Genomic DNA, 24,016 nt, shown 5'->3' on the forward strand with positions numbered 1-24,016 from the left:
ATTTCAAATCAATACGAAAGTGGAAATTACAGGAACAGGAAATAAAGCAAATACCTATGATGCCATTGTTGTTGGCTCAGGAATATCAGGCGGTTGGGCTGCCAAAGAATTATGTGAAAGAGGTTTAAAAGTAATCATGCTTGAAAGAGGGCGTGATATTAAACATATTCAAGATTACCCGAATGCTACTAAAGCTCCTTGGGAATTTGAACATCGTGGTCGTGTAGATAACAAATCTGCTGAAGAACATTATATCGGTGTCCGTACTGGTTATACCGTAAATGAACCTTGGAGAGACATGTTTGAAAACGATAAGGAAAACCCAATTGTTGAGAAAAAACCAATCGACTGGATTCGTGGATACCATGTTGGTGGTCGCTCTTTGATGTGGGGGCGTCAATCATATCGTTTGAACGAAATTGATTTTGAAGCAAATGCCAAAGAAGGTATTGGTACAGACTGGCCAATTCGTTACAAAGATTTAGCTCCTTGGTATGACCACGTTGAGAAATTTGCTGGTATCAGTGGTAATAAAGATGGTATTGATGTTTTACCGCATGGCGACCATTATTTGCCAGCAATGAACATGAACGCTTTGGAAAAAGAATTGAAGAAAAGAATTGAAAAGGAATTTTCTTCACGTCATTTCATCATGGGGCGTACTGCTCACTTAACGGGTGAATCTAAAATTGCGTATGATTTAGGTCGTTCGCAATGCCAGTTCCGTAACCGTTGTATGATGGGCTGTCCTTACGGCGGATACTTCTCTACTCAATCTTCAACTTTACCAGCAGCAGTAAAAACTGGAAATTTAACACTTCGTCCTGATGCTATTGTTCAAGAAGTAATTTATGATGATAAATTGGGTAAAGCTGTTGGTGTAAGAATTGTTGACCAAAATACTTTACAATCAATTGAATATTTTGCAAAAATCATTTTCTTGAATGCTTCTGCTTTTGGAAGTACAGGAATTATGTTGAACTCAAAATCTCAACGTCATCCGAATGGTTTAGGTAATGAATCTGATCAATTAGGTCGTAACATTATGGACCACCATTTAGCGGTTGGTGCAAGAGGTGAATTTGAAGGTTTGGAGGATGACTATTACTATGGTCGTCGTGCAAATGGTATTTATATTCCAAGATACCGTAACTGGGGAACTGACAAACGTGATTATTTACGTGGATTCGGTTATCAAGGTGGTGGTTCTCGTGAAGACTTTGGTCGTGGTGCTGGACAAGAAGGTGTTGGTGCTGACTTTAAAGATGCTTTAAGTTATCCAGGTAAATGGACATTTAATATTGGTGGTTTTGGTGAAGTAATTCCAAATCCTGAAAACAGAATGACGCTTGACCCAACTCAAAAAGATAAGTGGGGAATGCCATTATTAGTGTTTGATGCAGCTTATGGCGACAACGAACTAAAAATGCGTGTCGATATGAAAAACGATGCCGCAGAAATGTTAGAAAAAGCAGGTTTGAAAAATATTGTTGCTTATGATGACCAATCTAAACACTTAGGAATTGGTATTCACGAAATGGGAACTGCTCGTATGGGTACTGATGCGAAAAACTCTGTGTTGAACAAAAATAATCAAGTTTGGGGTGCTGACAATGTATTTGTAACAGATGGCGCAGCGATGACATCGGCTTCATGTGTAAACCCTTCACTTACTTATATGGCTTTAACAGCAAGAGCAGCTGCTTATGCAGTTGATGCTTTGAAAAAAGGTGATTTAAAATAGATGTTGGATTTCTGATGTCGAATTTTGGATTTCAGAAAATACATAATAGTAAACAGAAAGTCCTCAATTTTAATTAATTGGGGACTTTCTGTTTAATAAGTAAGAGTTGTGAGTGATGAGTTGTGAATTGAAAATTTTAATTCACATAGAATACCCTTTGTTTCATGAATGCTTCTTGGAATAATATAAAATTGTTTTATGAATTATTTACTGTAAAAGCATAAAGCCTAATGCCTAAAGCGGGCAACAATCCAATGATAATTGCCTATTAATTTATCTTTCAGGAAGTTTCAACCTACCTTTGTGATAATAATCAAATTACGGTCATGACTTTCGAAGAATTAAATCTTAATAAACAATTACTTAACGCCCTCAACGATTTGGGCTTTACTTCCCCAACAGCTATCCAAGAAAAAGTTTTTTCGGTAGTGATGTCTGGTAAAGATGTCTGTGGAATTGCACAAACTGGAACAGGAAAAACGTATGCTTATTTATTACCTTGTCTTCGTCAGTTGAAATTTTCAAAAGAAAAAGACCCACAATTAGTTATTATCGTTCCAACTCGTGAATTGGTAGTGCAAATTGTAGAAGAAGCCCAAAAACTTCTTACTTATATGAGCTACAAAGTTCTGGGTGTATATGGTGGCGTAAATACGAAATTACAAGTTGCAGAATTATTGGAAGGTGCTGATATTTTAGTAGCAACACCCGGAAGATTGGTCGATTTAATATCAGTAGGTGCATTTACTGGAAAATCTGTCAAAAAATTAGTTATTGATGAATTTGATGAAATGTTAAATCTTGGTTTCAGAGCGCAATTGAAAGTTGTTTTTGGAAGATTACCTCAAAGAAGACAAAATTTACTTTTCTCTGCTACGCTTAATGAAGAAGTAGAACAACTAATTGAAGATTATTTCAATAGTCCAGTAAGAGTAGAGGCAACTCCCGTTGGCACGCCTTTAGAAAACATCAGTCAGTCTTATTATGAAGTACCGAACTTTTATTCAAAGGTTAATTTCTTGAATTTATTATTAGAGAAAGATGAAACGATGAGTAAAGTATTGGTTTTTGTTTCTACCAAACATTTAGCAGATGTATTGTTCGAACAGATGAATCCAGAACAAAGTGAATCAATAGGCGTGATTCACTCGAATAAAGCACAAAAACATCGTTTTGATAGTGTAATCAAATTCCAATCTGGCGAATGCAGAGTCTTAATTGCTACTGATATTATTGCAAGAGGATTGGACGTAGCAGAAGTAACCCACGTTATCAATTTTGATTTGCCAGAAACACCACAAAACTATATTCATAGAATTGGTAGAACGGGTAGAAAAGAAAGAAAAGGCATTGCAATTTCATTTGTGGTAGAAAAAGAGAAAGAATATCTTTCTGAAATTGAGAATTTGATGAATTACCAAATTCCAATGCTTGATTTACCAGAAGATTTAACGCTTTCAACTAAAATTTTACCTGAGGAAATAGAAAGAGTAGTAATGAAAACGATTCAAGTGAAAGCAACCAAACGTGAAGATGTAGGTCCAGCTTTTCATGAGAAATCTGAAAAGAATAAAAAGGTAAATGTAAGAAGAAACCATGCCGAAGAAATGAAAAAGAAGTACGGAAGAGCTTACAAAAAGAGAGAGTAAGTAAGAGTGATGAATTGTGAACGAAAAATTATAAGCTGTCTATCGGATATAGTTTAACTGATTGAGTATAAAAACAAAAAAGCGGTCGAAATTAGTTTTTCGACCGCTTTTTTTGTTTGACTATAGTTCAGTTAGGAACGTAATGTCGGTAGTAAAAGCACCTTTTTTATGAATAAAACTATTTCTTCTTGCTATGATGCGGGTAATTAAAGAAATAAGAAGTAAGCAACGGAATAGCAAAAATCCCAACGGTTAGCATAGATACATAAGCATCAGCTTCTTCGCTTTCCATGAATTTAGCAATTGGATTTTCTGGTAGAAAATGCGTGAGTAAAGATAAAGTCAGCTTTAAACCCAATACACCGATTACTAAAAAGGCTGCTGTTTCCAAAAAAGGATACTTTTCCATTAATTTCACAAAAGCTTGTGCTACGAATCGCATCGCTAAAATGCCGATAAACACCCCAATGCAAATCAAATAAATATTATCTGTGAAAGCTACTGCCGCAAAAACGTTATCAATAGAAAAAGCTAAATCCATTACTTCCACTAAAAAAACGGTAGCCCAAAATGGTCCTAATGCTCCTAAAGTAACACGGTAAAGCCAATTACTTTTCTTGTCTAATAAGTCATCATCTTGTTGTGGTGTTGCTTCTTTTTTGAAGTAATCATAAGTAAGGAATAATAAATATAATCCACCAATTGGTTTCAACCACCAAACTTGTACTAAGTACGACGCAAATAAAAGACAAAGACCTCTAAAAAAATATGCACCAATAATACCATATTTCAGCGCTTTCTTTCTTTTTTCTGGAGACAAATCCATGACCATTGTTGCCAAAACTGCTGCATTATCAACGGAAAGAAGACTTTCAATCAGAATTAAATTCCCCACTACCAAGGCCGCTGCGCCTAAATCATTACCAAAAATTTGATGCAAAAAATCCATAAATATTGTTTTGTGTTCAAAAGATTCCCAAAGTTACAAACTTTGATGCCTAAAAGATAAGGCAAGCAAGAATATTAATTTGATTGGTTTAATAGGATTGTAAATGGATTTTAAAAGCTTTTGATAATCAAATATTGTCAGTTAAGAAACAGCCAATTACAATTATGAAACAAATGCTTACATTTGAGAAACAACATCTTACAATGAAGAAATAGATACTTACATTTGAGAAACAGCATCTTACACTAAATAAACGAGTGCTGACATCTGAGAAACAATATATTACAATGAAGAAATGATTGCTGACAGTTGAGAAATAGCCAATTACATTAAAGAAACGAATGCTGACAGTTGAGAAACAACACATTACAATGAAGAAACGAATACTGACAGTTGAGAAATAGCCTATTACAATGAAGAAATAAATACTGATAGTTGAGAAACAGCCAACTGTAATAAAGAAATGAGAGCTGATAGTTTAGAAATAGCCAACAACAATGAAGAAAGCCCTAACAACAACAAAGAAATGAAGATAAGTATTAAAGAATTAAGGATTAGCAGCTAAGCAATAGGAAATTAAAAGAGTATTCAACTTAATTGATGTCGTGATTTTACAGAGGCTTTCTTAAAATGCAATATACTGAAAACTAGAATAGGTAAAATCTACTAAAAGTAAAATAATGCTAAGCAAAAACCCTCTAATGATAGCATTTTTAACATTTCTATATCAAAATAATCATTGAAAATTATTAAATTTAGTAAAGCTGTCTGTAAACATTCATCTTCAAACCAAACTATCTTTAATTATTCATCAACATGAAAAAAAACTTTTACGCATTATTCAACCTAATGCTTCTTTTTTGGCTATGTCAACCAATCATTTTTGCTCAATCTAAAAAAGCATCGACTGTCAGTACTGAAATTACTTTAATTGATGCCAAGAAATTAGAAAAGCTCCGTAAAGAAATTTTAGAAGAAATAGACAAAAAGCAAGTCTTTTCTCAGCAAATGGTCGATATGATTTTTAGTTTTGGCGAACTGGGTTTCCAAGAATATGAAACTTCTAATTATATTACCAACATTCTCGAAAAAGAAGGTTTTACCATTGAAAAAGGTGTTTCAGGTATTCCAACAGCGTGGATTGCTAAATGGGGAAGTGGCAAACCTGTTATCGCTTTAGGTTCTGATATTGATTGTATCCCGAAAGCATCACAAAAACCGGGTGTAGCCTACCATGACCCAATTATTGAAGGCGCACCGGGACATGGAGAAGGACATAATTCTGGACAAGCGCTTAATATTACGGCAGCTTTGGTGATTAAAAAAATCATGGAGCGTGAGAAGATAGCTGGGACACTTGTACTTTGGCCGGGTGTAGCGGAGGAATTAGTTGGAACTAAAGCAATTTTTGTACGTGATGGTCACTTTAAAAATATTGATGCCTGTATTTTTACACACGTTGCCAATAATTTGGGCGTTCAATGGGGTGACAATGGAGGGAATGGACTAGTATCCGTAAAATTTAATTTTGAAGGCGAAGCTGCCCATGCGGCAGGCGCACCTTGGAGAGGCAAAAGTGCTTTGGATGCCGTTGAATTAATGAATATCGGCTGGAATTTTAAAAGAGAACATTTGTATCCATCGCAACGCTCGCATTATGTTATTGTTGATGGTGGCGACCAGCCCAATGTTGTGCCATCTAAAGCATCTGTTTGGTATTATTTCCGTGAAAGAACCTATCCGAAAATCAAAGAATTATACGAATCTGGTGTTGCTATCGCCAAAGGAGCAACGATGATGACGGGAACGACGATGTCTTACGAAGTACTAGGAAGCGCTTGGCCCGGACATTTCAATAAACCCATTGCAGAGAATGTTTTTGAACATATCAAAAGAGTAGGTTTACCAAAATGGTCGGAAGAAGACCAACTGTTAGCAACTTCATTGCAAGCAGAATTGAAATCGCCAGAGAAAAAGGGATTAGCCATGAAAATAGATACAACTATCGAGCCTGTTTTGGTAAGTATGGGCGGAGGTTCAGATGACATCGCTGATATTTCTTGGAATCTTCCTACGGTGGTGTTGCGCTATCCTTCTAATATTCCGGGTTTACCGGGGCATCACTGGGCTAATGCTATTTCGATGGCAACACCTATTGCACACAAAGGAGTAACCGCTGGAGCAAAAGTAGAAGCACTTACTTTATTAGATATGTTGGTGAAACCAGATTTGATTACAAAAGCTTGGGATTATTATAAAAACGAACAAACCAAGGATGTAAAATATGAATCGTTGATTTCGCCGACGGATAAGCCCGCTATCAATTTGAATCAGCAAATTATGGCGAAGTTTAGACCTGAAATGAAGAAAGTATATTACGACCCTACTAAATATAAAAGCTATATGGAACAATTAGGAATTACTTATCCAACTGTTCGAAAGATAACTCCAACAGAAGGAAGTACAACTACTGGAAAGAGTGGAGGTAATTAAAAGCAAAACAAATAGCGTATTATCATCACAAAGAATTTAGATTGCGTAAACAATAGAAATTGCTTGATTCGATAAAAAGACGACTGATATAGTCGTCTTTTTTTGTGTTTATCAATAATTATTAGAAAAATTTAGGGTATGTTTCCGTAATAAACTACTTATACATTCTGATTACTTTTTTTCATTAGAAGAAGCCAAACAATCAAGAAAAAATCATAAACAATGTTTTCATTAACTAACAAGTCAGTCGTAATAACAGGTGGAGGTTCGGGAATTGGTCGTGCAATCTCATTATTATTTGCCAAACAAGGAGCAGAAGTAAATATTCTTGAACTCAATGAAGCTGCCGCACAAGATACAGTAGCAGAGATTCGTTCAGAAGGAGGCAAAGCCAATGCTTATGCTTGTAATGTAACCAATCAAGATGCCGTAAAAACAGTATTTGCAACTATTGGTCGTGTAGATATTCTGATTAATAATGCAGGAATTGCTCACGTTGGTAATCTTGAAAAAACTTCAGAAGAAGATTTTGATAGAATTTTCAGCGTAAATGTTAAAGGCGCTTACAATTGTTTATACGCAGCCGTTCCGATGATGAAAGAAGTAAAAGGAGGCGTTATTTTAAACATGGCTTCGGTAGCTTCATCAGTTGGCATTGCAGACCGTTTTGCCTATTCAATGTCGAAAGGAGCAATTTTAACCATGACATTATCTATCGCCAAAGATTACTTAAAAGATAACATTCGTTGTAATTGTATTTCACCAGCCAGAGTACATACACCTTTTGTAGATGGCTTTTTAGCGAAGAATTATCCGAATAATATCGAAGAAATGTTCGAAAAACTTTCGGCTTCACAACCAATTGGTAGAATGGCTAAACCAGAAGAAATCGCTTTTCTAGCATTATATTTATGTTCTGACGAAGCAGGTTTTGTAACAGGTTGTGATTATCCGATTGATGGAGGATTTATTAGATTGAATAACTAAATTTTAAACAATACTCATGAAAAAACTATTGCTATTATCGGTATTATTCTGGTCGATGACCTCTTTTATTCAACAAGAAAAACCTAAAAAAATCATTTTCTTTGGAGATTCTATCACGCAAGCAGGCGTACAGCCCAATGGTTATATCACTAAACTGCAAGAAATGATAGACAAAAAAGGAGACAAAGCCAATTATGAATTGATTGGTGCAGGTATCGGAGGCAATAAAGTTTATGATTTATACTTACGTTTAGAAGATGACGTATTGAGCAAAAAGCCAGATTTAGTAGTAATTTACGTGGGTGTAAACGATGTTTGGCATAAAGCAACTTCAGGAACGGGAACAGACCCCGATAAATTTATCAGATTCTATCAAGCATTAATCAATAAGATTCAAGCAAGTGGAGCGAAATTGATTTTATGTACTCCAGCAACCATTGGCGAAAAAACTGATTTCAGTAATCAACAGGATGGAGATATGAATCAGTACAGTAATTTTATCAGAAATTTGGCAACGAAGAATAATCTTCCACTTTGTGATTTAAGAAAAGAATTTCTTGGACACAATTTGAATAATAATCCAGAAAACAAAGATAAAGGCATTTTAACAACTGATAGAGTTCATTTAAACGAGCTTGGAAATCAATTTGTTGCCGATAAATTATTCCCTTTAATTACAAAATAAATTGTTATGAAATTATTTAGATTTGGAGAAGTAGGTAATGAAAAACCTGGTGTAATCTTAGAAGAGAAATGGTTAGATGTTTCTGCATACATTCAAGATTATAACGAAGTTTTTTTTGAAAATGATGGCTTAGATAAACTAAGTTTATTGTTAGTAGAAAAACAAAATGAATTAGAAGAAATTCCAGCAGGAGTACGCATCGCTTCTTGTGTGCCTCGTCCTTCAAAAATTGTTTGTATTGGTTTGAACTTCGCAGATCACGCTCGTGAAACTGGTGCAGCCATTCCAGCAGAACCAATTATTTTCTTCAAGGCGACGACTGCACTTTCTGGACCAAATGATGACATCATCATTCCTAAAAATTCTGTAAAAACTGACTGGGAAGTAGAATTAGCCTTAGTAATTGGCAAAAAAGCACAATATGTTGACGAAGCTGATGCTATGAATTATGTAGCAGGATATTGTTTACACAACGATGTTTCTGAAAGAGAATTCCAAATTGAAAGAGGAGGGAACTGGAGTAAAGGAAAAGGTTGTGATTCATTCGCTCCACTTGGTCCATTCCTAGCAACTACAGAAGAAATTGAAGATGAGAATGATTTAAATATGTGGTTGAGTGTAAACGGTAAAACAGTTCAAAACAGTAATACTGACCAATTGATTTTTAAAGTACCAGCTTTAGTTTCATACTTGAGTCAATTCATGACTTTATTGCCGGGTGATGTGATTTCAACAGGAACACCTCCGGGAGTAGGTTTAGGGTTTAATCCTCCAGTTTTCTTGAAAGAAGGCGATGTTGTTGAACTAGGAATCGAAGGTTTAGGAACACAAAAGCAAACCGCTAAAAACTGGAAAGCATAATTTTTTATTTAAAAATAAGTTATGTAGTTTGAAAATTTGAAAATGGAGAGAATGCAAAGGAGTTTCGAGCTTTGTGTTTTATCTTTAGGTAATTAAAGCTTACCTCTTTTCAAGTTTTCAAACTATTTTAATTTTAAATAAAAAACAAATCTTATGACGATAGATTCACATCAACATTTTTGGCAGTATGACGCACAAAGACATGATTGGATTTCGGAAGAAATGAAAGTTATTCAACGAGACTTTTTGCCAAGTGATTTAGCTCCAATTTTACAAGAAAATAATATTTCGGGTTGTGTAGCAGTACAAGCAGACCAAACATTGGCTGAAACAGATTTTTTGATTGATTTAGCTAATAAAAACGATTTTATTAAAGCAGTAGTGGGTTGGGTAGATTTATTGGCAGTTGATGTTGACGATACTTTAGAACAATATGCTGAACATAAAATAGTAAAAGGTTTTAGGCACATTGTTCAAGGTGAAGCAGATACTGAGTTTATGTTGAGACCAAAATTTAAAGCGGGAATTACCGCTTTAGGCGCTTTTGATTTTACTTATGATATTCTAATTTATCATTATCAATTAGAGCAAGCCATTCAATTAGCTAAGTTCTTTCCCAATCAAAAATTTGTGTTAGACCATATTGCCAAACCAGATATTAAGTCTGGGGAGTATGCAGCATGGCAAACCAATATTAAGAAATTAGCTTTACATCAAAATGTATATTGCAAATTATCAGGCATGGTTACCGAAGGTGAATGGAAAGATTGGAAAGTATCTGATTTTAAAATTTATTTAGATACTGTTGTAAAAGCCTTTGGCACAGAGCGTATCATGTACGGTTCCGATTGGCCAGTTTGTTTAGTTGCAGCGCAATATGAAGAACAATTAGGGATTGTCAATGAGTATTTTTCTGCTTTTTCTAGTTTAGAAAAGAAAAAGGTCATGGGTGCTAATGCACTCAAATTTTATAATATTTAAACCTTACCAGAGCCAAATAAAACTCTGGTAAATCTTTTAACATGAACTTAGGACTTAAAGAAAAAGTAATTATCGTTTCGGGCGGTGCAAAAGGAATTGGCGAAGGCATTTCTGGCGTATTAGCTACTGAAGGAGCTTATGTAGCAATTGTAGGCAGAAATGACGCTGATAATCAAAAAGCAATTGAGAAAATTCAGGCAGCGGGCGGACAAGCGTGGTCGTTCGTAGCAGAATTATCTCAACCAGAAGAATGTAAAAAAGCCATTGATGAAGTAGTGGCTAAATTTGGCAGAATTGATGGAATTGTGAACAATGCTGGTGTAAACGATGGCGTAGGTTTAGAAAGCGGAAATTATGAACGTTTTGTAGCATCATTACACAGCAATTTGATTCACTACTACTTATTGGTGCATCATGCTTTACCTTATTTGAAAGAATCAAAAGGAGCAATTGTAAACATTGGTTCTAAAACGGCTGAAACTGGACAAGGTGGAACTTCTGCTTATGCGGCTTCAAACGGTGGAAGAAATGCCCTTACTCGTGAATGGGCAGTTGAATTATTACCTTATGGCATACGTGTCAATGCGGTAATTGTGGCGGAATGTTATACACCATTGTATGACCGTTGGATTAAAACTTTACCAAATCCAGAAGAAACGTTAGCGAAAATTACAGACAAAATTCCATTAGGAAAACGCATGACTACTTCAGAAGAGATTGCCAATATGGTAGTGTTTTTAATGTCAAAACGTTCAAGCCACACAACTGGACAATTAATTTATGTAGATGGCGGTTACACGCATTTGGATAGAGCTTTGTTGTAGGGTTTTTAATTTTTCTTGTTGGTCAATATGAGTAAACCTAAATTTTTCCTCTAAAAAGAGAAATTTAGATGTTCTTGGATTTGTTCTCGTCCTTACTTTTCTTTCCTTGATGAAAGAAAAGTAACAAAAGAAAATCAAGAATTCCTAAACTCGCTTCGCTCAAACAGTAGGAATTCATTGCTCATCAATCACAAAAAAGCGGTCGAAATTAGCTTTTCGACCGCTTTTTGATTTTTTAATACTGGATGATTCTTGTTTATTCTCTAAGCTATTTTCTCTGCTTGATAAACCGTTACTGGTTCTTCCAATAATTCATCGAATTGAGCAACGAAACTACCAATATAAGCTTGCTGATTGTGGTTTTCTAAACCTGCCATACTTTCCCAAATTTCGTGAAAAGTAAACAGATTTGATTCATTGATAGATTGGTGCAAATCATATTGAATACAAGCTGTTTCTTTTCTGGATTCAGTTACTAAGTCTGTTAAAATAGCTTTTACTTTTTCAACATGTTCAGGTTTGCTTTTTACGATAGCCGTCAGGTAAATATTCATTTTGAAAGGATGTTAGTTTAAAAACGTTTTACGGAGATGTTCTTGATACAGATTCATATCTCTTGCAATATTACTATTTTTCTCTACATCGTGAAAATGAAAACTCTCAAGTGGCTTCATTCCTGTAAAAGCATTCATTCTGTGAAAACCAAATAATGGACCATCATCTACACTTCTTTCCATGAAAAATTCATTCGGTAAAGTAAACGCTTCTTTAGGTGCATTCCACGAAGTCGTCAGCATATACTTTGTGTTTTTTAACATTCCTCCCGTACCATAATTGATAGCAGGGTTCGCTGATGAACGTCCATCACTATGATAAATACCCTTGTTATAACCTTCAGTAAATACAACGTCAATATACTTTTTCAAATCATGTGGTAATTGAAACCACCAAATGGGCGTATGATAAATAATTACATCTGCCCAAACATATTTTTCAACTTCTTCTTTAGGGTTATATTCTTCGTTGATGTTCGTAGTTTTTACTTCGAAATCAGCATGTTGATTGAAAAAACTAATACTTTCTTGGAAAATTGTTTCATTGAATCTTCCGCCAGAATGACCGAACTTTTGTCCGCCATTAATGATAAAAATTTTTGTTGTCATGATTTCTTTGTTATTGATGGAACAAAAGTAGAAGGCGAATATGTATTATAAAAATAAGATGATTTATAGGAAAGTATCATTAAAATAATAGCAAATGGTAAACTTAGAATGGTATCGAACTTTCAAAGTAGTGTATCAAACAGGAACTTTGACCAAAGCAGCAGAGCAATTATTTATTTCGCAACCTGGAGTAAGCTTACATTTAAGTTCGCTGGAACATTATGTAGGCTATAAATTATTTGATAGAACGGGGCGTAAAATGATTCCGACTGAAAGAGGCAAAGTACTCTATAATTTTACCATGGAAGCTTTGAGTAAATTAGAAGAAGCCGAGAAGAATTTTCAGAAAAGTACTGAAAAACACACCCCAACCATTAGCTTAGGAATGTGTTTTGAAGCCTTTCAAAATGCTTTAGAGGAATTTATTCCAAGCTTTGATTTTAATATCATTCTTCAGTTTGGAGAATATCCTTTGATGATTGAAAACCTAGAAAAAGGTATTATTGATTTAATCGTTACGCCACAAGTATTAGAAAAAGAAGGTATCGAATACTTTCCTTTTTCTGCTGAAAAAATCATTATGGTCGGTGGAAACGAAACAGATTTAGAAGCCTTCAATAAAGTACTAGCGACCAACGATGACGAAATGCTAGAAAAATGGCTTAAAAGTCAAAAATGGTATGGAACAACGGGCGATATGGAACACCTGAGGCATTTTTGGCAATTGAATTTTAATAAGTATCCAGATTTTCGTCCGAATTATATTGTTCCAAATTTGAATTCTATTATTCGGTGTTTAGCACAAGGACAAGGTTTGGCAATTATTCCAGATTTTTTATGTCAGAATGAAATTGATAAAGGAAATATTCAGTTAATCTGGGAAGGGAAAAGTATTTTAAAAAACACTATCCATTTTGCTCATCGTAAAAAGACAATTTATGATAAGGAAATAGCTTTGATTAAAGAAAATATAGCGAGTAAAATGAAGGGAATTAACTAAGTAAGTTAGAATCTATAGAAACATCTGAAAGTTAAAGTTATTTTATGTTAAAAATTGCTTATTCTCCAATATATCAACATCCATTGCCAGAAGGACATCGTTTCCCTATGTTAAAATATGAGCTTATTCCTGAGCAACTTTTGTATGAAGGTACTTGCAATAAGGATAATTTCTTTACGCCCGAACCTGTTACTGAACAATGGATTTTAACAACGCATACAAAAGCATATTGGGAAGATTTGAAGTACTTGAGGCTTGAACCTAAAATGATTCGAAAAATCGGCTTTCCCTTATCAGAGCAATTGATTTTAAGAGAAACGATTATTACTCAGGGAACGATAGATTGTTGTCATTTTGCTTTAGAAAATGGTATTTCTATGAATGTAGCTGGCGGAACACATCATGCTTATTCCGACAAAGGAGAAGGTTTTTGTTTATTGAACGATGTGGGGGTAGCGGCAAATTATTTACTGGAAAATCATTTAGCCACAAAAATACTAATCATTGATTTGGATGTTCATCAGGGAAATGGAACGGCAGAAATTTTTAAAAACAATTCAGCTGTTTTTACTTTTTCAATGCACGGAAAAGAGAATTATCCATTGCATAAAGAACAATCTGATTTAGATATTGAGCTGAAAACTTATACTAAAGATGAAGAGTATTTGAATATTCTTTTCGAAACATTACCTAAATTAATCAAAGAGCAGAAACCTGATTTTCTCTTTTATATTTCGGGTGTTGATATTTTAGAAACCGATAAATTAGGGAAATTGAGTGTGTCGAAAGAAGGATGTTATCGAAGGGATGAATTTGTATTTGAACAAGCTATCGAAAATAAATTATCAATAGTTGTATCAATGGGAGGAGGATATTCTCCTAAAATAATTGACATAGTAGAGGCTCACTGTAATACTTTTAGGTTGGCTCAAAAGATGTTTTTTGAATGAAAAAGGCTGATAAGAAATCTTCTTACCAGCCTTTTTATCTTTAAAAAATAGAAATATCGTCTTTGAAAGTATCTGTTTTTTTGTCTTTTTTTACTTTTTCAAAAGTTACTTTCTTAGTTTTGCATTCTGTTTTTAAGCCTTTTTGAATCTGTAAATTATGTTCAAAAAACTCTATGGCTCGCTGCACTTTCTTTTTATTGATGGTCAGGAAATACGGTTGACGACCATTCTTTTGTATCAAACGGGCGTCTAGTTTATAAATAGTTCCTTCTGGGAAATCAGCGATAATTTTTGTTGGGCAACCAATTTTTAGGTCGCAGGGAATAGCTTGTCCATCAATGGTTTTTAATCTCGGACGGTTACGACGAGTATCAAAGTACACCTTAGCGTAAATGTCCAAGAAGATTTTCTTCTCTAATTCGGGCATTTCAGAAATTAGCGAAAGTTGCATTGATTTTTAAGGGATTTTAATGGTTTTGATAAAATTATAAACAATAATTCAAATTTTCAATAGCCTAACAAGAGTTATGAATTATTATTTATGAATTATGAATTTTAAGTATTAATATTTAGCACTTCAATTCAAGTAATAACGACTTTAGTTTACTGATGCTATCTAATCATTTTACTTAGATTTAACGCTTTTTATTTTTTACCATTGAAAAAGTTGAAAGTTCCGATGGCATAATCTTGTAAAGTTGAGCCATGTGTTCCACCAGCCTTTGTGATTAAAGTAACATTGCCACCTTTTGCTTTCATGGCAGTAACGGCTGTAGATGAATTCAGATAAAATACTTGTTGATCAGCATTGCCATGATACAATTGTGTCTCTGTTTTTGGAGCCCAGTCAAAAACGTCATTGTCTTTCACGGCGTTTAAAAATTGAGTATCTGTTCCATCATTGATATTCTTTTTGAAAGCATCAGCAAAAGCAAGATTGAAACTTACAGGTACATTTGCATTATTACCATTGTTTTGAATATCTGTAGCATAAGGTTCCTTGAAATAAGTATTCATCGCTCTGTTGAGTCCGTAAATACGGTTATAAGTTTGTACTACCCAAATATAAAGTTGATTGTACTCTGGAATCGCATGAGTAGTTTCATTAATCAAATACTTCATGAAAGCCGTTTTATTATAAGCGCCAGCACCACAAGAAGAAGCCACTAAATTGAATTCAGTTGGGAATTGTTCTTCAATTTTCTTTTGTAAAGACATCGTTGCAAAACCTCCTTGAGAGTAGCCCGTAATCATCAATTTTTTACTCCAGTTTAGTTTTTCAGTCGTAATAAATTCTTTAGAAGCACGAATCATATCCAAACTTGCTTGTGCTAAACTTTCACGATGTTCATAAGGATGAACAATACTTTTTGAAGCTCCGTAGCCAATATAATCTGGACAGGCAATAATGTAACCATTTGAAGCGAAAAGGGAAGCAATTGTATAAGATTCGCTACTTGTTCCATAGTTTGATGGAGCATCGTTATCAGAACGAATCGTTCCGTGTTGCTGGCTGATTAACGGTATCGCCTCAGTAGTTTGTGGTACAATTAAAGCACCCGAAGCTTGAATTTCAGTGCCGTCTGTATTTTTGGTTTTGTAAATAATTTTATAGGCTTTGATGTCATATTTCAACAAACCGCTAATGAATATTGCTACAAGTGGGTCGTTGATTCCGCCCGTTAGCACATCAGTTCTGGTTTTTAGTACATCTTTTGAATAAGTACCAATCAGCGTGCTACTTACTAAGTACTGATTACTTGGGATTGGGTCTGGGTCACTGATTTTATTCTTACAACTTGCAAACCAAATGCCTAGACAAGTCATTAAGAAATATAATACTATTTTGTGTTGTTGAGGTTTATTCATTTTGTTGTTTTTGGTTTACTAACGATGAAGACAATTAATTATTTAAGAAATGAGGTCCAAAATTTGGTATTTGTTTAAGGGATTCAAAAAAAATAAATTTTATCATTAAACCATTATCATTGGACAGAATCTAAGGCATTTATATGAATTATCAAAGATAAACAATCCTTACAAATTCAAATTTACCATAAAAGAAATTAATTAGAGATAAGTCGCACAATTATTCGTGCTTGTCTCAAATCTGAGTGCTTCGACTACGTTTTTTTAAATTTGTGTTAAAATAAAAACAAACTTTCGCTATGAAAAAATTATTTATCCTCTTAGCCCTAATCCTATCTTGTACGAAATTCTATGCTCAAACAGTAATTAGCGGAGAAATTAGAGAGATGGCTACCCAAAAAACTTTGAAAAGTGCTTATGTATCACTTGTTAATCTTGCAGATTCTACCCGTAAAAGAACCATTCCTACCAACGATTTAGGAAAATTTCAATTTGCTCAAGTAAGAAAAGGAAATTATTCTATCCGTGTAAGCTTCTTAGGATATAAAGAACTCAGACAAAATATTACGGTTGCAGACGAGCCAAGTATCGCTCTAGGCACAATGCTATTGATTGAAGATAGTCAGACCCTCAACGAAGTAAAAGTAGTTGGGCAAGTAGCTGGGGTAATTCAGAAAAAAGATACTTTGCAATTCAACGCAAGAGCTTACAAAGTAAATCCTGACGCTAATGCTGATGAATTAATTGAAAAATTGCCGGGTGCTGTTGTTGAAAATGGCAAAATGCAAATTCAAGGGGAAGAAATAAAACAAGTAATGATTGATGGAAAGCTTTTCTTCGGAAAAGACGCAACCGCAGCCATGAAAAATATTCCAGCTGAAGTAATTGATAAAATTCAGGTATTTGATCAATTGAGTGAACAATCACAACTAACGGGATTGGATGATGGTAATACGACTAAAACCGTAAATATTACAACTCGTCCTGATATGAGAAATGGTATTTTCGGTAGAAATTCAGCTGGTATTGGTACAAACGATTCTTATCGAGTAGGTTCAAGTATTAATCGTTTTAAAGGAAGTAGCCGTTTAACGGTTTTGTTTCAATCGAATAATATTAATCAACAAAACTTTTCTTCTGAAGACCTTACAGGAGTAGCAAGCGGAAGTGCGCAGTCACGTAGAGGTGGTGGCGGAGGTGGAAACCGTGGTGGCGGTGCTGGTGGCGGAGGAGACAACTCTAGCAACTTTTTGGTAAATAATCAACCGGGTTATAATACCACTAATGCTTTTGGCTTAAATTACTCGAATGAATGGGGAACAAAATTGAAATTGCAAGGAAGTTATTTCTTGAATCAATCAAGTAATTCTATCGTAGAAAACAGTTTTCAACAATATATTCAAAGCTCAAATGCTGGACAAACCTATGCTGAAAACAGTAATTCAAGTACAAAAAGCTTGAATCATCGTGCGTATTTTAGGTTAGAATACAAAATTGATGATAACAATTCATTAGTAATGACACCAAATTTAAGTTTTCAAACGACTGATGCGAACTCTGGTTATGACGGTGTTACTAGCTTGAAAGGAAGTAGCTTGAATGATGTTTTAAATAAAAATGCTAGTAATAATAACGCCATTAATTTTTCAAATAATCTCCTTTTCAGACACCGATTTGCTAAAATGGGTCGTTCGTTGACGTTCAATGTAACGACTACTTATAACGACAGAAATGCTGAAGGTTCGTTGAAATCTGTTAATAATTTTTACGGAACAAATCCATCTGCTAGAATTTTGAACCAGCGTTCAAATACTGATGCCAATGGTTTAGGGCTTTCTACAAGTTTATATTATTCAGAACCTATCAGTAAACAAAGTGCGGTTTTCTTGAGTACAAGTTTTGGTTATAATGAAAATCAGTCGGAAAAATATGCTTATAATTTTTCTGATTCAGAACAAACTTACAATCGTTTGGATACTTTGTTGAGTAACGTTTTCAATAGCGATTATTATAATTATAGAATTGGTACAGGTTTTCGTCAGTTTTCAAGAAATATGAATATTTCTGCCGAAGTGCGTTATCAAAATGCACATTTGATGAACGAACAAATTTTCCCTAAAACTTATAATTTAGATAAGAGCTTCAATAACATTTTGCCTTCTTTTTCAATGCGTTATAATATTAATGGTAATGCAAAATCTGTGCGTTTCAATTATCAAACACAAACCCAGCAACCAAGTATTAGCCAATTGCAAGAAGTAGTAAATAATAACAATCCATTAAGATTATCGACAGGGAATTCTTCGTTGACTCAGGAGTATCAGCATCAACTTTCATTACGTTATACGGCTACAAGCCCAACTACTTTTTCAAATTTTGTTACTTTGATGAGTGCTAATTTTGTAGTAGGAAATATTACTAACAGCAGTTTTATTGCTACAAGAGATACTGTAATTAGTAAAGACATTACTTTGAAAGCTGGTTCTCAACTTTCTCGTCCTGTTAATTTAGATGGACAGTATTCGGTGAGAGGTTTTATGTCTTATGGTTTTCCTGTGAAAGCTATCAAGTCAAACATCAATACCAATCTTACGGCTAGTTTTTCAAGAACGCCCGGTTTAATTAACACAGCTTTGAACTACAGCGATTCTCAACGTTATGCTTTTGGATTAGTGTTGAGTAGTAATATTAGCCAAAATGTTGACTTCACGATTTCGTCAAATTCAAATATTAGCTTTGTTCAAAATACCATCTCAAACAGTTTGAACAATAATTACTTCAACCAAAATGTAAAGTTGCGTTTGAACATTATTTTCTGGAAAGGAATTGTGTTTAATACTGATGCTACTTATTATTCAAATTCTGGACTTTCGTCTTCGTTCAATCAATCTTACACATTATGGAACATGGCTGTAGCGAAGAAATTGTTTGAAAAACAACAAGGAGAAATTCGTCTGTCCGTATTCGATTTATTGAAATTAAACACAAGTATTCAAAGAAACGTAACAACAACTTATATCGAAGACAATCAATCGAATGTACTTCAACAATATTTTATGTTGACGTTTAGCTACAATTTGAAGAAATATTGGAAAAGCTAGAAATAATTATGAGTTGTGAATTATGAGTGATGAATTGTGAATTTTATTCGCTACAACTGTTGAAAAAAAGAGAGTATTTATGAACTTGTTTTAAAGAAGAGCAATTTTTTAACTCACAACTCACAACTCACAACTCACAACTCACAACTCACAACTCACAACTCACAACTCACAACTCACAACTAATAAGGCGAAGGTCCAACAGAAGTCCAACCACCATCTACAACTATACTTTGACCAGTGATTTGTCTGGAAAGTGGAGAAACCAAGAAAAGTGCAGCATTGGCAATGTCTTGAACAGTAGCTGGGCGACCAGTAGGAGTAATCCTCGACCAAGTTTCAAGATAATTAGCATCGCTTAAAGTTCGTTCGGTAAGCGTTGCACCTGGAGCAACAGTATTGATATTAATTTGATGCGGGGATAGATCAACCACTAAATTTTTAGCTAGTTGTTCTATCCCCGCTTTTGTCATTCCATAAGCCGCCAAATATTTATGTGCTTGATGCCCCGTCACTGAAGAAGTTAATAAAATACTTCCGCCATGCCCTTGTTTAAGCATTTGTTTACTTGCTGCTTGTGTCAAGAAAAAAGTACCGAATAAGTTTACTTGTAAGATTTTTTGCATTGATTTTGGTTGATATTCCCAGAAATCTCCAAAAGTAGTAATGCCAGCATTGGCAATTAAAATATCTATTTTGCCAAAGCTTATTATTGTTTTCTGAATCAAGAGCTGAATACTTTCTAAATCAGCAACATCTCCACCAAAAGCTTCACAAAGTCCTCCATTTTCACGAATTGTTTTTGCTGAAGATTCCGCCAAATCCTCATCAATATCGTTTAGGATTACTTTCGCACCTTGTTCAGCTAGTTGTTTTGCAATTTCAAAACCAATGCCAATACCTGCGCCGGTTACAATCGCTACTTGGTTTTGGAAACGTTGTTCAAGCATATTCTTATGTTTTGTTTCGTACTATTTTAATAATTCTTATTCAGGCTCATAATCAGAAGGTAAAGCCGTTCCGATACGATAATTACCCATGCTTCCCGAAAATTTTAAGGACTGTGGAGGATATAATTCTCCTTGTGAAGTTAGGTATTTTACTTCATTTTTGTTGGAAAGCTCTATACTGGTATGTTCATAGCGCATGTAGCGATAACGATAATTGGCTTGTTTGTTATTTTTACCTTCATAAACAATTTCGATAGGAGTGTTAAGTTTGAGAAAGTACTGATGATTGACAGAATCTGGCTCTATCATTTTATCTAAATCTATCTGAAAAGCTTTGTTTGTTAACTTTAGATAGAAATCATTCATGTTGTAATTAACCAAAGTATCTTTAATCACTAAAAACTTATTTTCTTTCAATTGATGCCTTATCAAAGATTTAAAGAAATGGTTTGGTGAACCCCAATAAGCTTCTTTTCGGTTTTGTTCCCAAGTATTTTGTTCTGTTTGGTTTTGAGCTTTTAATGGTTCAAAACGAGTAATGCCTAAATAGGAAACATCGCCATTTGTTTTGTATTGAAACTCTTTCAAAGTACTAAATACTTTATAGCCAAGTTTGTGATTGATGATTACGAGTGGTTCATCACAACTGGCAAAGAGTTTGTTTTCTTCCCAAAACAGTCGGATTTTATTTCGATTTTCAATTTCATAATCTTCATTTTTTTCACTTTCTCCGAGAAATTCTCTTTTAAAAACTTTATAATCTCTGAGCCATTGCTTGCTTACTTTGCCTTCAATTTTTACTTCAAGTAATTCTTTGCTGACTGGCATTAATTTGAAAGTAAGTGTTTTATCAATCAATTGTTTACTCTCAAAAACAGAACTGATTGTATTATAACCAATAAATGAAGCGCCAATTTGTATGGTTCCGAAAGGTACTTTTAGCGTGAATTCTCCATTTTCATTGGTAATCGTGCCAATGGACGAGCCTACTACAAAAACCGTTGAAAAAGGTAATGGCTTATTGTTTTCTTCGTCAATTACTTTGCCTTTAATCGTCACTTGACTAAACGACGCAAAGGAGCAAAAAAGCAGTAAAAAAATAGATTGATAAAATATTTTTTTCATAAAGTATTCTATCGTTTAGGGTTGTTTTGATGAGTGTTTGAAAAAATGGACATAAAAAAATCTGAGAATGAATGTATAAAATAATACAGACATTCCCAGATGATGGCTTATTTGTTTTGTTAATTACTTTTTCAAATACTTTCCAAACCATTTCAAATAACGCTCAAAGCGGTCGATTTGGAAACTTGGATTTGTAATGCCATGAAATTGCCCCGGATAAATAATCAACTCCGTTGGAATTCCTACTGATTTGAACGCTTGATACATTTGTTCACTACCGATGGCTGGCACGTTAAAATCACTTTCACCTACCATAAATTGTGTCGGAGTTTTGATTTTTTCTACTTTCAAGAATGGATACGAAAGTGCAATATATTTATCAAAATTCTTCCATGGTGCACCTAATTCATGTTCATATTGTAAAATATATTGGTCTGCACCATACATTGACGAAATCATCGCTACACCTGCACCACTTGATGCTACTTTAAAACGAGTATCCGTTGCAATGGTATAATCTGTCAGGATTCCGCCATAACTCCAACCGCCAATGCCGAGTTTTTCAGGGTCAGCAATGCCATTATTTACTACATAATCGGTTGCTCCCAAAATATCCATTACTTCTTTGTTGCCCCAATCACCTGAAATTACTTTGCAATAAGCCAAACCTCTACCATTTGAACCACGATAATTTACAGCCACCACATTGTAACCAGCGGCAGCTAACATTTGGCGACTTAAATCAAAACTGTATTCATCTTGTGCCACTGGACCGCCATGAATAAAGAAAATCGTTGGAAGTTTTACCGTTTTTGAAGCATTCGCAGGGCGATACAAAAGGTTTGAAACCAAAGTGCCATCTTTGCTTTTTGACGTAAAACCTTCAACACTTGCTAATGCCAAAGGGGTAAGGAAAGCCTCGTGGTGTTTGGTCAATCTTCTAATGGCATTGTTTTCAAAAACATATAATTCCGCAGGAGTTTGCGGATTACTCATGGTCGTTAAAAAAGTACCAGTAGGATGTCTTTCTAACGTAGTAAAACTTCTTTCGCCATCAAGGAGTTTGGTGATTTTTCCGTCAATAGCGTTGAATTGTGCAATGTATCTTGTACGGTCGTCGGCTACTAAAGCCAGAATGGAAGCACCATCTTTTGTCCATTTATGTGAAGAAACAGGTCTGTCTAAAGACTTCGTCAAGAGTTTTGGCTCGCCTCCATCTTTTGGAATTGTACATAAAATAGATTGGTCGTACATGATGTAGGCTTCCGAAGCAGTGGTTCTCAAGTAAGCAATTTGTTTGCCATCTGGACTCCAAACGGGTGAATAATCTCTTCCCGTCCAAGTTGTCAATTGTTTTGCAGGAGAATTGGCTTTGGCATCCATCACAAAAATATCTGAATTCGCATTTTTGTCTGGGTCATCTGTATGATTACTCAAAAAAGCAATCTGTGAACCATCGGGCGACCAAACGGGTGATTCTTCTTCAAAATTTCCTTTTGTTAAAGTATCAATCTTTTTGGTTTCAATGTCAAATAAATACAAATGCGTTGAGCTTCTGGTGATATAACCTTCAACATCTTTTTTAAACTGAAAGCGGTCGATAACGATTGGTTTGGGTGCTTTTGATTTAGAAGTATCTGCTGAAACTTTAATGACCAACGCAATTTTTTTACCGTCTGGCGACCAAGCGTATTCTTCTAATTCACCTTTTTTCAGGTCGGTCAATTGTTTCGCTTCGCCACCTCTTCTGTCCATCAACCAGATTTGACCACTGGTTAAACCATTTCTTGATGAAACGAATGACAAGTATTTTCCGTCTGGACTCCAACGAGCTTGCGATTCGCCATCAGGCGTATGTGTTAATTGAACGGTTTCTTTGCCATCCCAAGAAACCATGTAAACATCGGCATTTCTTTTGTTTTTGGCAGAATCAATTGTTGAAAGTGTGTAACTTACCCAATTGCCTTCGGGAGAAATTTTGGCATCAGTAACAGTTCTTAAACGATAAACATCAGAAGGTTTTAAAGGACGTTTGGCTGGATTTTGAGCGGATAAATTGAAACTCGCCCAGAGAGAAAGCGAGAGTAATAATAAATGTTTTTTCATGTTGTTGTTGAAGATTTTTGAATGAAATCGAAGATAAGAAAATTCCCCAAAGGATTTGTTAATCTTTTGGGGAATTTTAGGAATGATGAATTAGGTCAGTATTAAAGATTCAATTTTGTGCAATTTCTCAAAACAGTATTTTTTGTAGCGACAAACCCTTGCGGTTGCCGTTTTGTGTGCGGCAACCGCAAGGGTTTGCCGCACACAAAATCTGTTTTTAAAGACAAATCTAAACACCTGTACAGTATTAATGATGAATGATTAGTTTCGAGACTCTTGAGCATTGTTTATATACTCTTGAATATTGTTTAAATGCTCTTGAATATTGTTTAGATACTCTTGAGTATTGCTTAGATGCTCTTTGGTATTGTTTAGATGCTCTTTGGTATTGTTTAGATGCTCTTTGGTATTGTTTAGATGCTCTTTGTTATTGTTTATATACTCTTGAGTATTGTTTATATTGTCTCATCCTAAAAAAGCTTGACAGTATTAGGGGTTAAAAACTGAATTGATTGTCAAGTTTTTTTTATTGTATTACCAAGATTACACCATTTATTTTTTATTTCTAAATGTATTTTA

Annotated in this window: 19 protein-coding genes; 11 read left to right on the top strand and 8 right to left on the bottom strand. The window is 34.6% G+C overall.

The features are described 5' to 3' along the window. Positions 1-19 precede the first annotated feature (19 nt). Positions 20-1,744: a GMC family oxidoreductase gene (locus VB798_RS21115; RefSeq protein WP_323689224.1), complete on the top strand. Its 1,725-nt coding sequence runs from the start codon at positions 20-22 to the stop codon at positions 1,742-1,744. A 326-nt stretch (positions 1,745-2,070) separates the two neighbouring features. Further along, positions 2,071-3,393: a DEAD/DEAH box helicase gene (locus tag VB798_RS21120; RefSeq protein ID WP_323689225.1), complete on the top strand. Its 1,323-nt coding sequence runs from the start codon at positions 2,071-2,073 to the stop codon at positions 3,391-3,393. 178 nt (positions 3,394-3,571) lie between these two features. Here VB798_RS21120 and VB798_RS21125 read toward each other — a convergent pair whose 3' ends face one another. Further along, on the bottom strand, positions 3,572-4,342 hold the full coding sequence (locus VB798_RS21125) for a TerC family protein (RefSeq protein ID WP_323689226.1): 771 nt from the start codon (positions 4,340-4,342) through the stop codon (positions 3,572-3,574). An 816-nt stretch (positions 4,343-5,158) separates the two neighbouring features. Here VB798_RS21125 and VB798_RS21130 point away from each other — a divergent pair. From VB798_RS21130 to VB798_RS21155, 6 genes are all read left to right on the top strand, one after another. After that, positions 5,159-6,835, top strand: coding sequence for an amidohydrolase (locus VB798_RS21130; RefSeq protein ID WP_323689227.1), 1,677 nt, complete (start codon positions 5,159-5,161; stop codon positions 6,833-6,835). A gap of 222 nt (positions 6,836-7,057) precedes the next feature. Then, complete coding sequence (locus tag VB798_RS21135; RefSeq protein WP_323689228.1) at positions 7,058-7,822, top strand: SDR family NAD(P)-dependent oxidoreductase; 765 nt, start codon at positions 7,058-7,060, stop codon at positions 7,820-7,822. Between the two features lie 16 nt (positions 7,823-7,838). Then, on the top strand, positions 7,839-8,507 hold the full coding sequence (locus VB798_RS21140) for an SGNH/GDSL hydrolase family protein (protein ID WP_407654178.1): 669 nt from the start codon (positions 7,839-7,841) through the stop codon (positions 8,505-8,507). Between the two features lie 6 nt (positions 8,508-8,513). Continuing rightward, positions 8,514-9,368, top strand: coding sequence for a fumarylacetoacetate hydrolase family protein (locus VB798_RS21145; protein ID WP_323689229.1), 855 nt, complete (start codon positions 8,514-8,516; stop codon positions 9,366-9,368). A gap of 153 nt (positions 9,369-9,521) precedes the next feature. Then, positions 9,522-10,349: an amidohydrolase family protein gene (locus VB798_RS21150; RefSeq protein ID WP_323689230.1), complete on the top strand. Its 828-nt coding sequence runs from the start codon at positions 9,522-9,524 to the stop codon at positions 10,347-10,349. A 41-nt stretch (positions 10,350-10,390) separates the two neighbouring features. Next, positions 10,391-11,173: an L-fucose dehydrogenase gene (locus VB798_RS21155; protein ID WP_323689231.1), complete on the top strand. Its 783-nt coding sequence runs from the start codon at positions 10,391-10,393 to the stop codon at positions 11,171-11,173. Between the two features lie 263 nt (positions 11,174-11,436). Here VB798_RS21155 and VB798_RS21160 read toward each other — a convergent pair whose 3' ends face one another. Next, entirely contained in the window at positions 11,437-11,727 is a 291-nt protein-coding gene (locus VB798_RS21160; protein ID WP_323689232.1) for a putative quinol monooxygenase, read from the bottom strand. 12 nt (positions 11,728-11,739) lie between these two features. Next, complete coding sequence (locus VB798_RS21165) at positions 11,740-12,336, bottom strand: NAD(P)H-dependent oxidoreductase (protein WP_323689233.1); 597 nt, start codon at positions 12,334-12,336, stop codon at positions 11,740-11,742. Between the two features lie 94 nt (positions 12,337-12,430). Between VB798_RS21165 and VB798_RS21170 the strand changes: the two genes are divergently transcribed. Beyond that, the gene (locus VB798_RS21170) at positions 12,431-13,336 is read left to right on the top strand and encodes a LysR family transcriptional regulator (RefSeq protein WP_323689234.1); all 906 of its coding nucleotides are present in this window, start codon (positions 12,431-12,433) and stop codon (positions 13,334-13,336) included. A gap of 44 nt (positions 13,337-13,380) precedes the next feature. Further along, complete coding sequence (locus VB798_RS21175) at positions 13,381-14,286, top strand: histone deacetylase family protein (protein ID WP_323689235.1); 906 nt, start codon at positions 13,381-13,383, stop codon at positions 14,284-14,286. Positions 14,287-14,326: 40 nt separating this feature from the next. Here VB798_RS21175 and VB798_RS21180 read toward each other — a convergent pair whose 3' ends face one another. Together VB798_RS21180 and VB798_RS21185 are read right to left on the bottom strand one after the other, a co-directional pair. Then, positions 14,327-14,737, bottom strand: a complete 411-nt coding sequence (locus tag VB798_RS21180; protein WP_184135572.1) for a hypothetical protein — start codon at positions 14,735-14,737, stop codon at positions 14,327-14,329. A gap of 194 nt (positions 14,738-14,931) precedes the next feature. Then, positions 14,932-16,155, bottom strand: coding sequence for an alpha/beta hydrolase family protein (locus VB798_RS21185; protein ID WP_323689236.1), 1,224 nt, complete (start codon positions 16,153-16,155; stop codon positions 14,932-14,934). Between the two features lie 299 nt (positions 16,156-16,454). Between VB798_RS21185 and VB798_RS21190 the strand changes: the two genes are divergently transcribed. Beyond that, positions 16,455-19,256 (top strand): outer membrane beta-barrel protein, encoded by a 2,802-nt coding sequence (locus tag VB798_RS21190; protein WP_323689237.1) that lies wholly within the window; start codon positions 16,455-16,457, stop codon positions 19,254-19,256. Positions 19,257-19,438: 182 nt separating this feature from the next. Here VB798_RS21190 and VB798_RS21195 read toward each other — a convergent pair whose 3' ends face one another. The 3 genes from VB798_RS21195 to VB798_RS21205 form a co-directional block, all read right to left on the bottom strand. Then, a complete protein-coding gene (locus VB798_RS21195; RefSeq protein WP_323689238.1) occupies positions 19,439-20,206 on the bottom strand; it encodes an SDR family NAD(P)-dependent oxidoreductase in 768 nt (255 codons plus the stop codon). 36 nt (positions 20,207-20,242) lie between these two features. Further along, a complete protein-coding gene (locus VB798_RS21200; protein ID WP_323689239.1) occupies positions 20,243-21,331 on the bottom strand; it encodes a carboxypeptidase-like regulatory domain-containing protein in 1,089 nt (362 codons plus the stop codon). Positions 21,332-21,454: 123 nt separating this feature from the next. Beyond that, positions 21,455-23,437 carry a S9 family peptidase gene (locus VB798_RS21205; RefSeq protein ID WP_323689240.1) on the bottom strand — a complete coding sequence of 661 codons (1,983 nt, stop codon included), beginning with the start codon at positions 23,435-23,437 and terminating at the stop codon, positions 21,455-21,457. Between the last annotated feature and the right edge of the window lie 579 nt (positions 23,438-24,016).

The sequence above is a fragment of the Arcicella lustrica genome, from assembly GCF_034930985.1.
GTDB lineage: Bacteria > Bacteroidota > Bacteroidia > Cytophagales > Spirosomataceae > Arcicella > Arcicella lustrica.

What these genes read in the sequence shown, in the direction of transcription:
- VB798_RS21200 (WP_323689239.1), bottom strand. Translation starts at nt 21,331, where the DNA reads ATGAAAAAAATATTTTATCAATCTATTTTTTTACTGCTTTTTTGCTCC.
- VB798_RS21180 (WP_184135572.1), bottom strand. Translation starts at nt 14,737, where the DNA reads ATGCAACTTTCGCTAATTTCTGAAATGCCCGAATTAGAGAAGAAAATC.
- VB798_RS21165 (WP_323689233.1), bottom strand. Translation starts at nt 12,336, where the DNA reads ATGACAACAAAAATTTTTATCATTAATGGCGGACAAAAGTTCGGTCAT.
- VB798_RS21140 (WP_407654178.1), top strand. Translation starts at nt 7,839, where the DNA reads ATGAAAAAACTATTGCTATTATCGGTATTATTCTGGTCGATGACCTCT.
- VB798_RS21145 (WP_323689229.1), top strand. Translation starts at nt 8,514, where the DNA reads ATGAAATTATTTAGATTTGGAGAAGTAGGTAATGAAAAACCTGGTGTA.
- VB798_RS21125 (WP_323689226.1), bottom strand. Translation starts at nt 4,342, where the DNA reads ATGGATTTTTTGCATCAAATTTTTGGTAATGATTTAGGCGCAGCGGCC.
- VB798_RS21130 (WP_323689227.1), top strand. Translation starts at nt 5,159, where the DNA reads ATGAAAAAAAACTTTTACGCATTATTCAACCTAATGCTTCTTTTTTGG.
- VB798_RS21195 (WP_323689238.1), bottom strand. Translation starts at nt 20,206, where the DNA reads ATGCTTGAACAACGTTTCCAAAACCAAGTAGCGATTGTAACCGGCGCA.
- VB798_RS21185 (WP_323689236.1), bottom strand. Translation starts at nt 16,155, where the DNA reads ATGAATAAACCTCAACAACACAAAATAGTATTATATTTCTTAATGACT.
- VB798_RS21150 (WP_323689230.1), top strand. Translation starts at nt 9,522, where the DNA reads ATGACGATAGATTCACATCAACATTTTTGGCAGTATGACGCACAAAGA.
- VB798_RS21170 (WP_323689234.1), top strand. Translation starts at nt 12,431, where the DNA reads ATGGTAAACTTAGAATGGTATCGAACTTTCAAAGTAGTGTATCAAACA.
- VB798_RS21175 (WP_323689235.1), top strand. Translation starts at nt 13,381, where the DNA reads ATGTTAAAAATTGCTTATTCTCCAATATATCAACATCCATTGCCAGAA.
- VB798_RS21160 (WP_323689232.1), bottom strand. Translation starts at nt 11,727, where the DNA reads ATGAATATTTACCTGACGGCTATCGTAAAAAGCAAACCTGAACATGTT.
- VB798_RS21120 (WP_323689225.1), top strand. Translation starts at nt 2,071, where the DNA reads ATGACTTTCGAAGAATTAAATCTTAATAAACAATTACTTAACGCCCTC.
- VB798_RS21205 (WP_323689240.1), bottom strand. Translation starts at nt 23,437, where the DNA reads ATGAAAAAACATTTATTATTACTCTCGCTTTCTCTCTGGGCGAGTTTC.
- VB798_RS21190 (WP_323689237.1), top strand. Translation starts at nt 16,455, where the DNA reads ATGAAAAAATTATTTATCCTCTTAGCCCTAATCCTATCTTGTACGAAA.
- VB798_RS21155 (WP_323689231.1), top strand. Translation starts at nt 10,391, where the DNA reads ATGAACTTAGGACTTAAAGAAAAAGTAATTATCGTTTCGGGCGGTGCA.
- VB798_RS21135 (WP_323689228.1), top strand. Translation starts at nt 7,058, where the DNA reads ATGTTTTCATTAACTAACAAGTCAGTCGTAATAACAGGTGGAGGTTCG.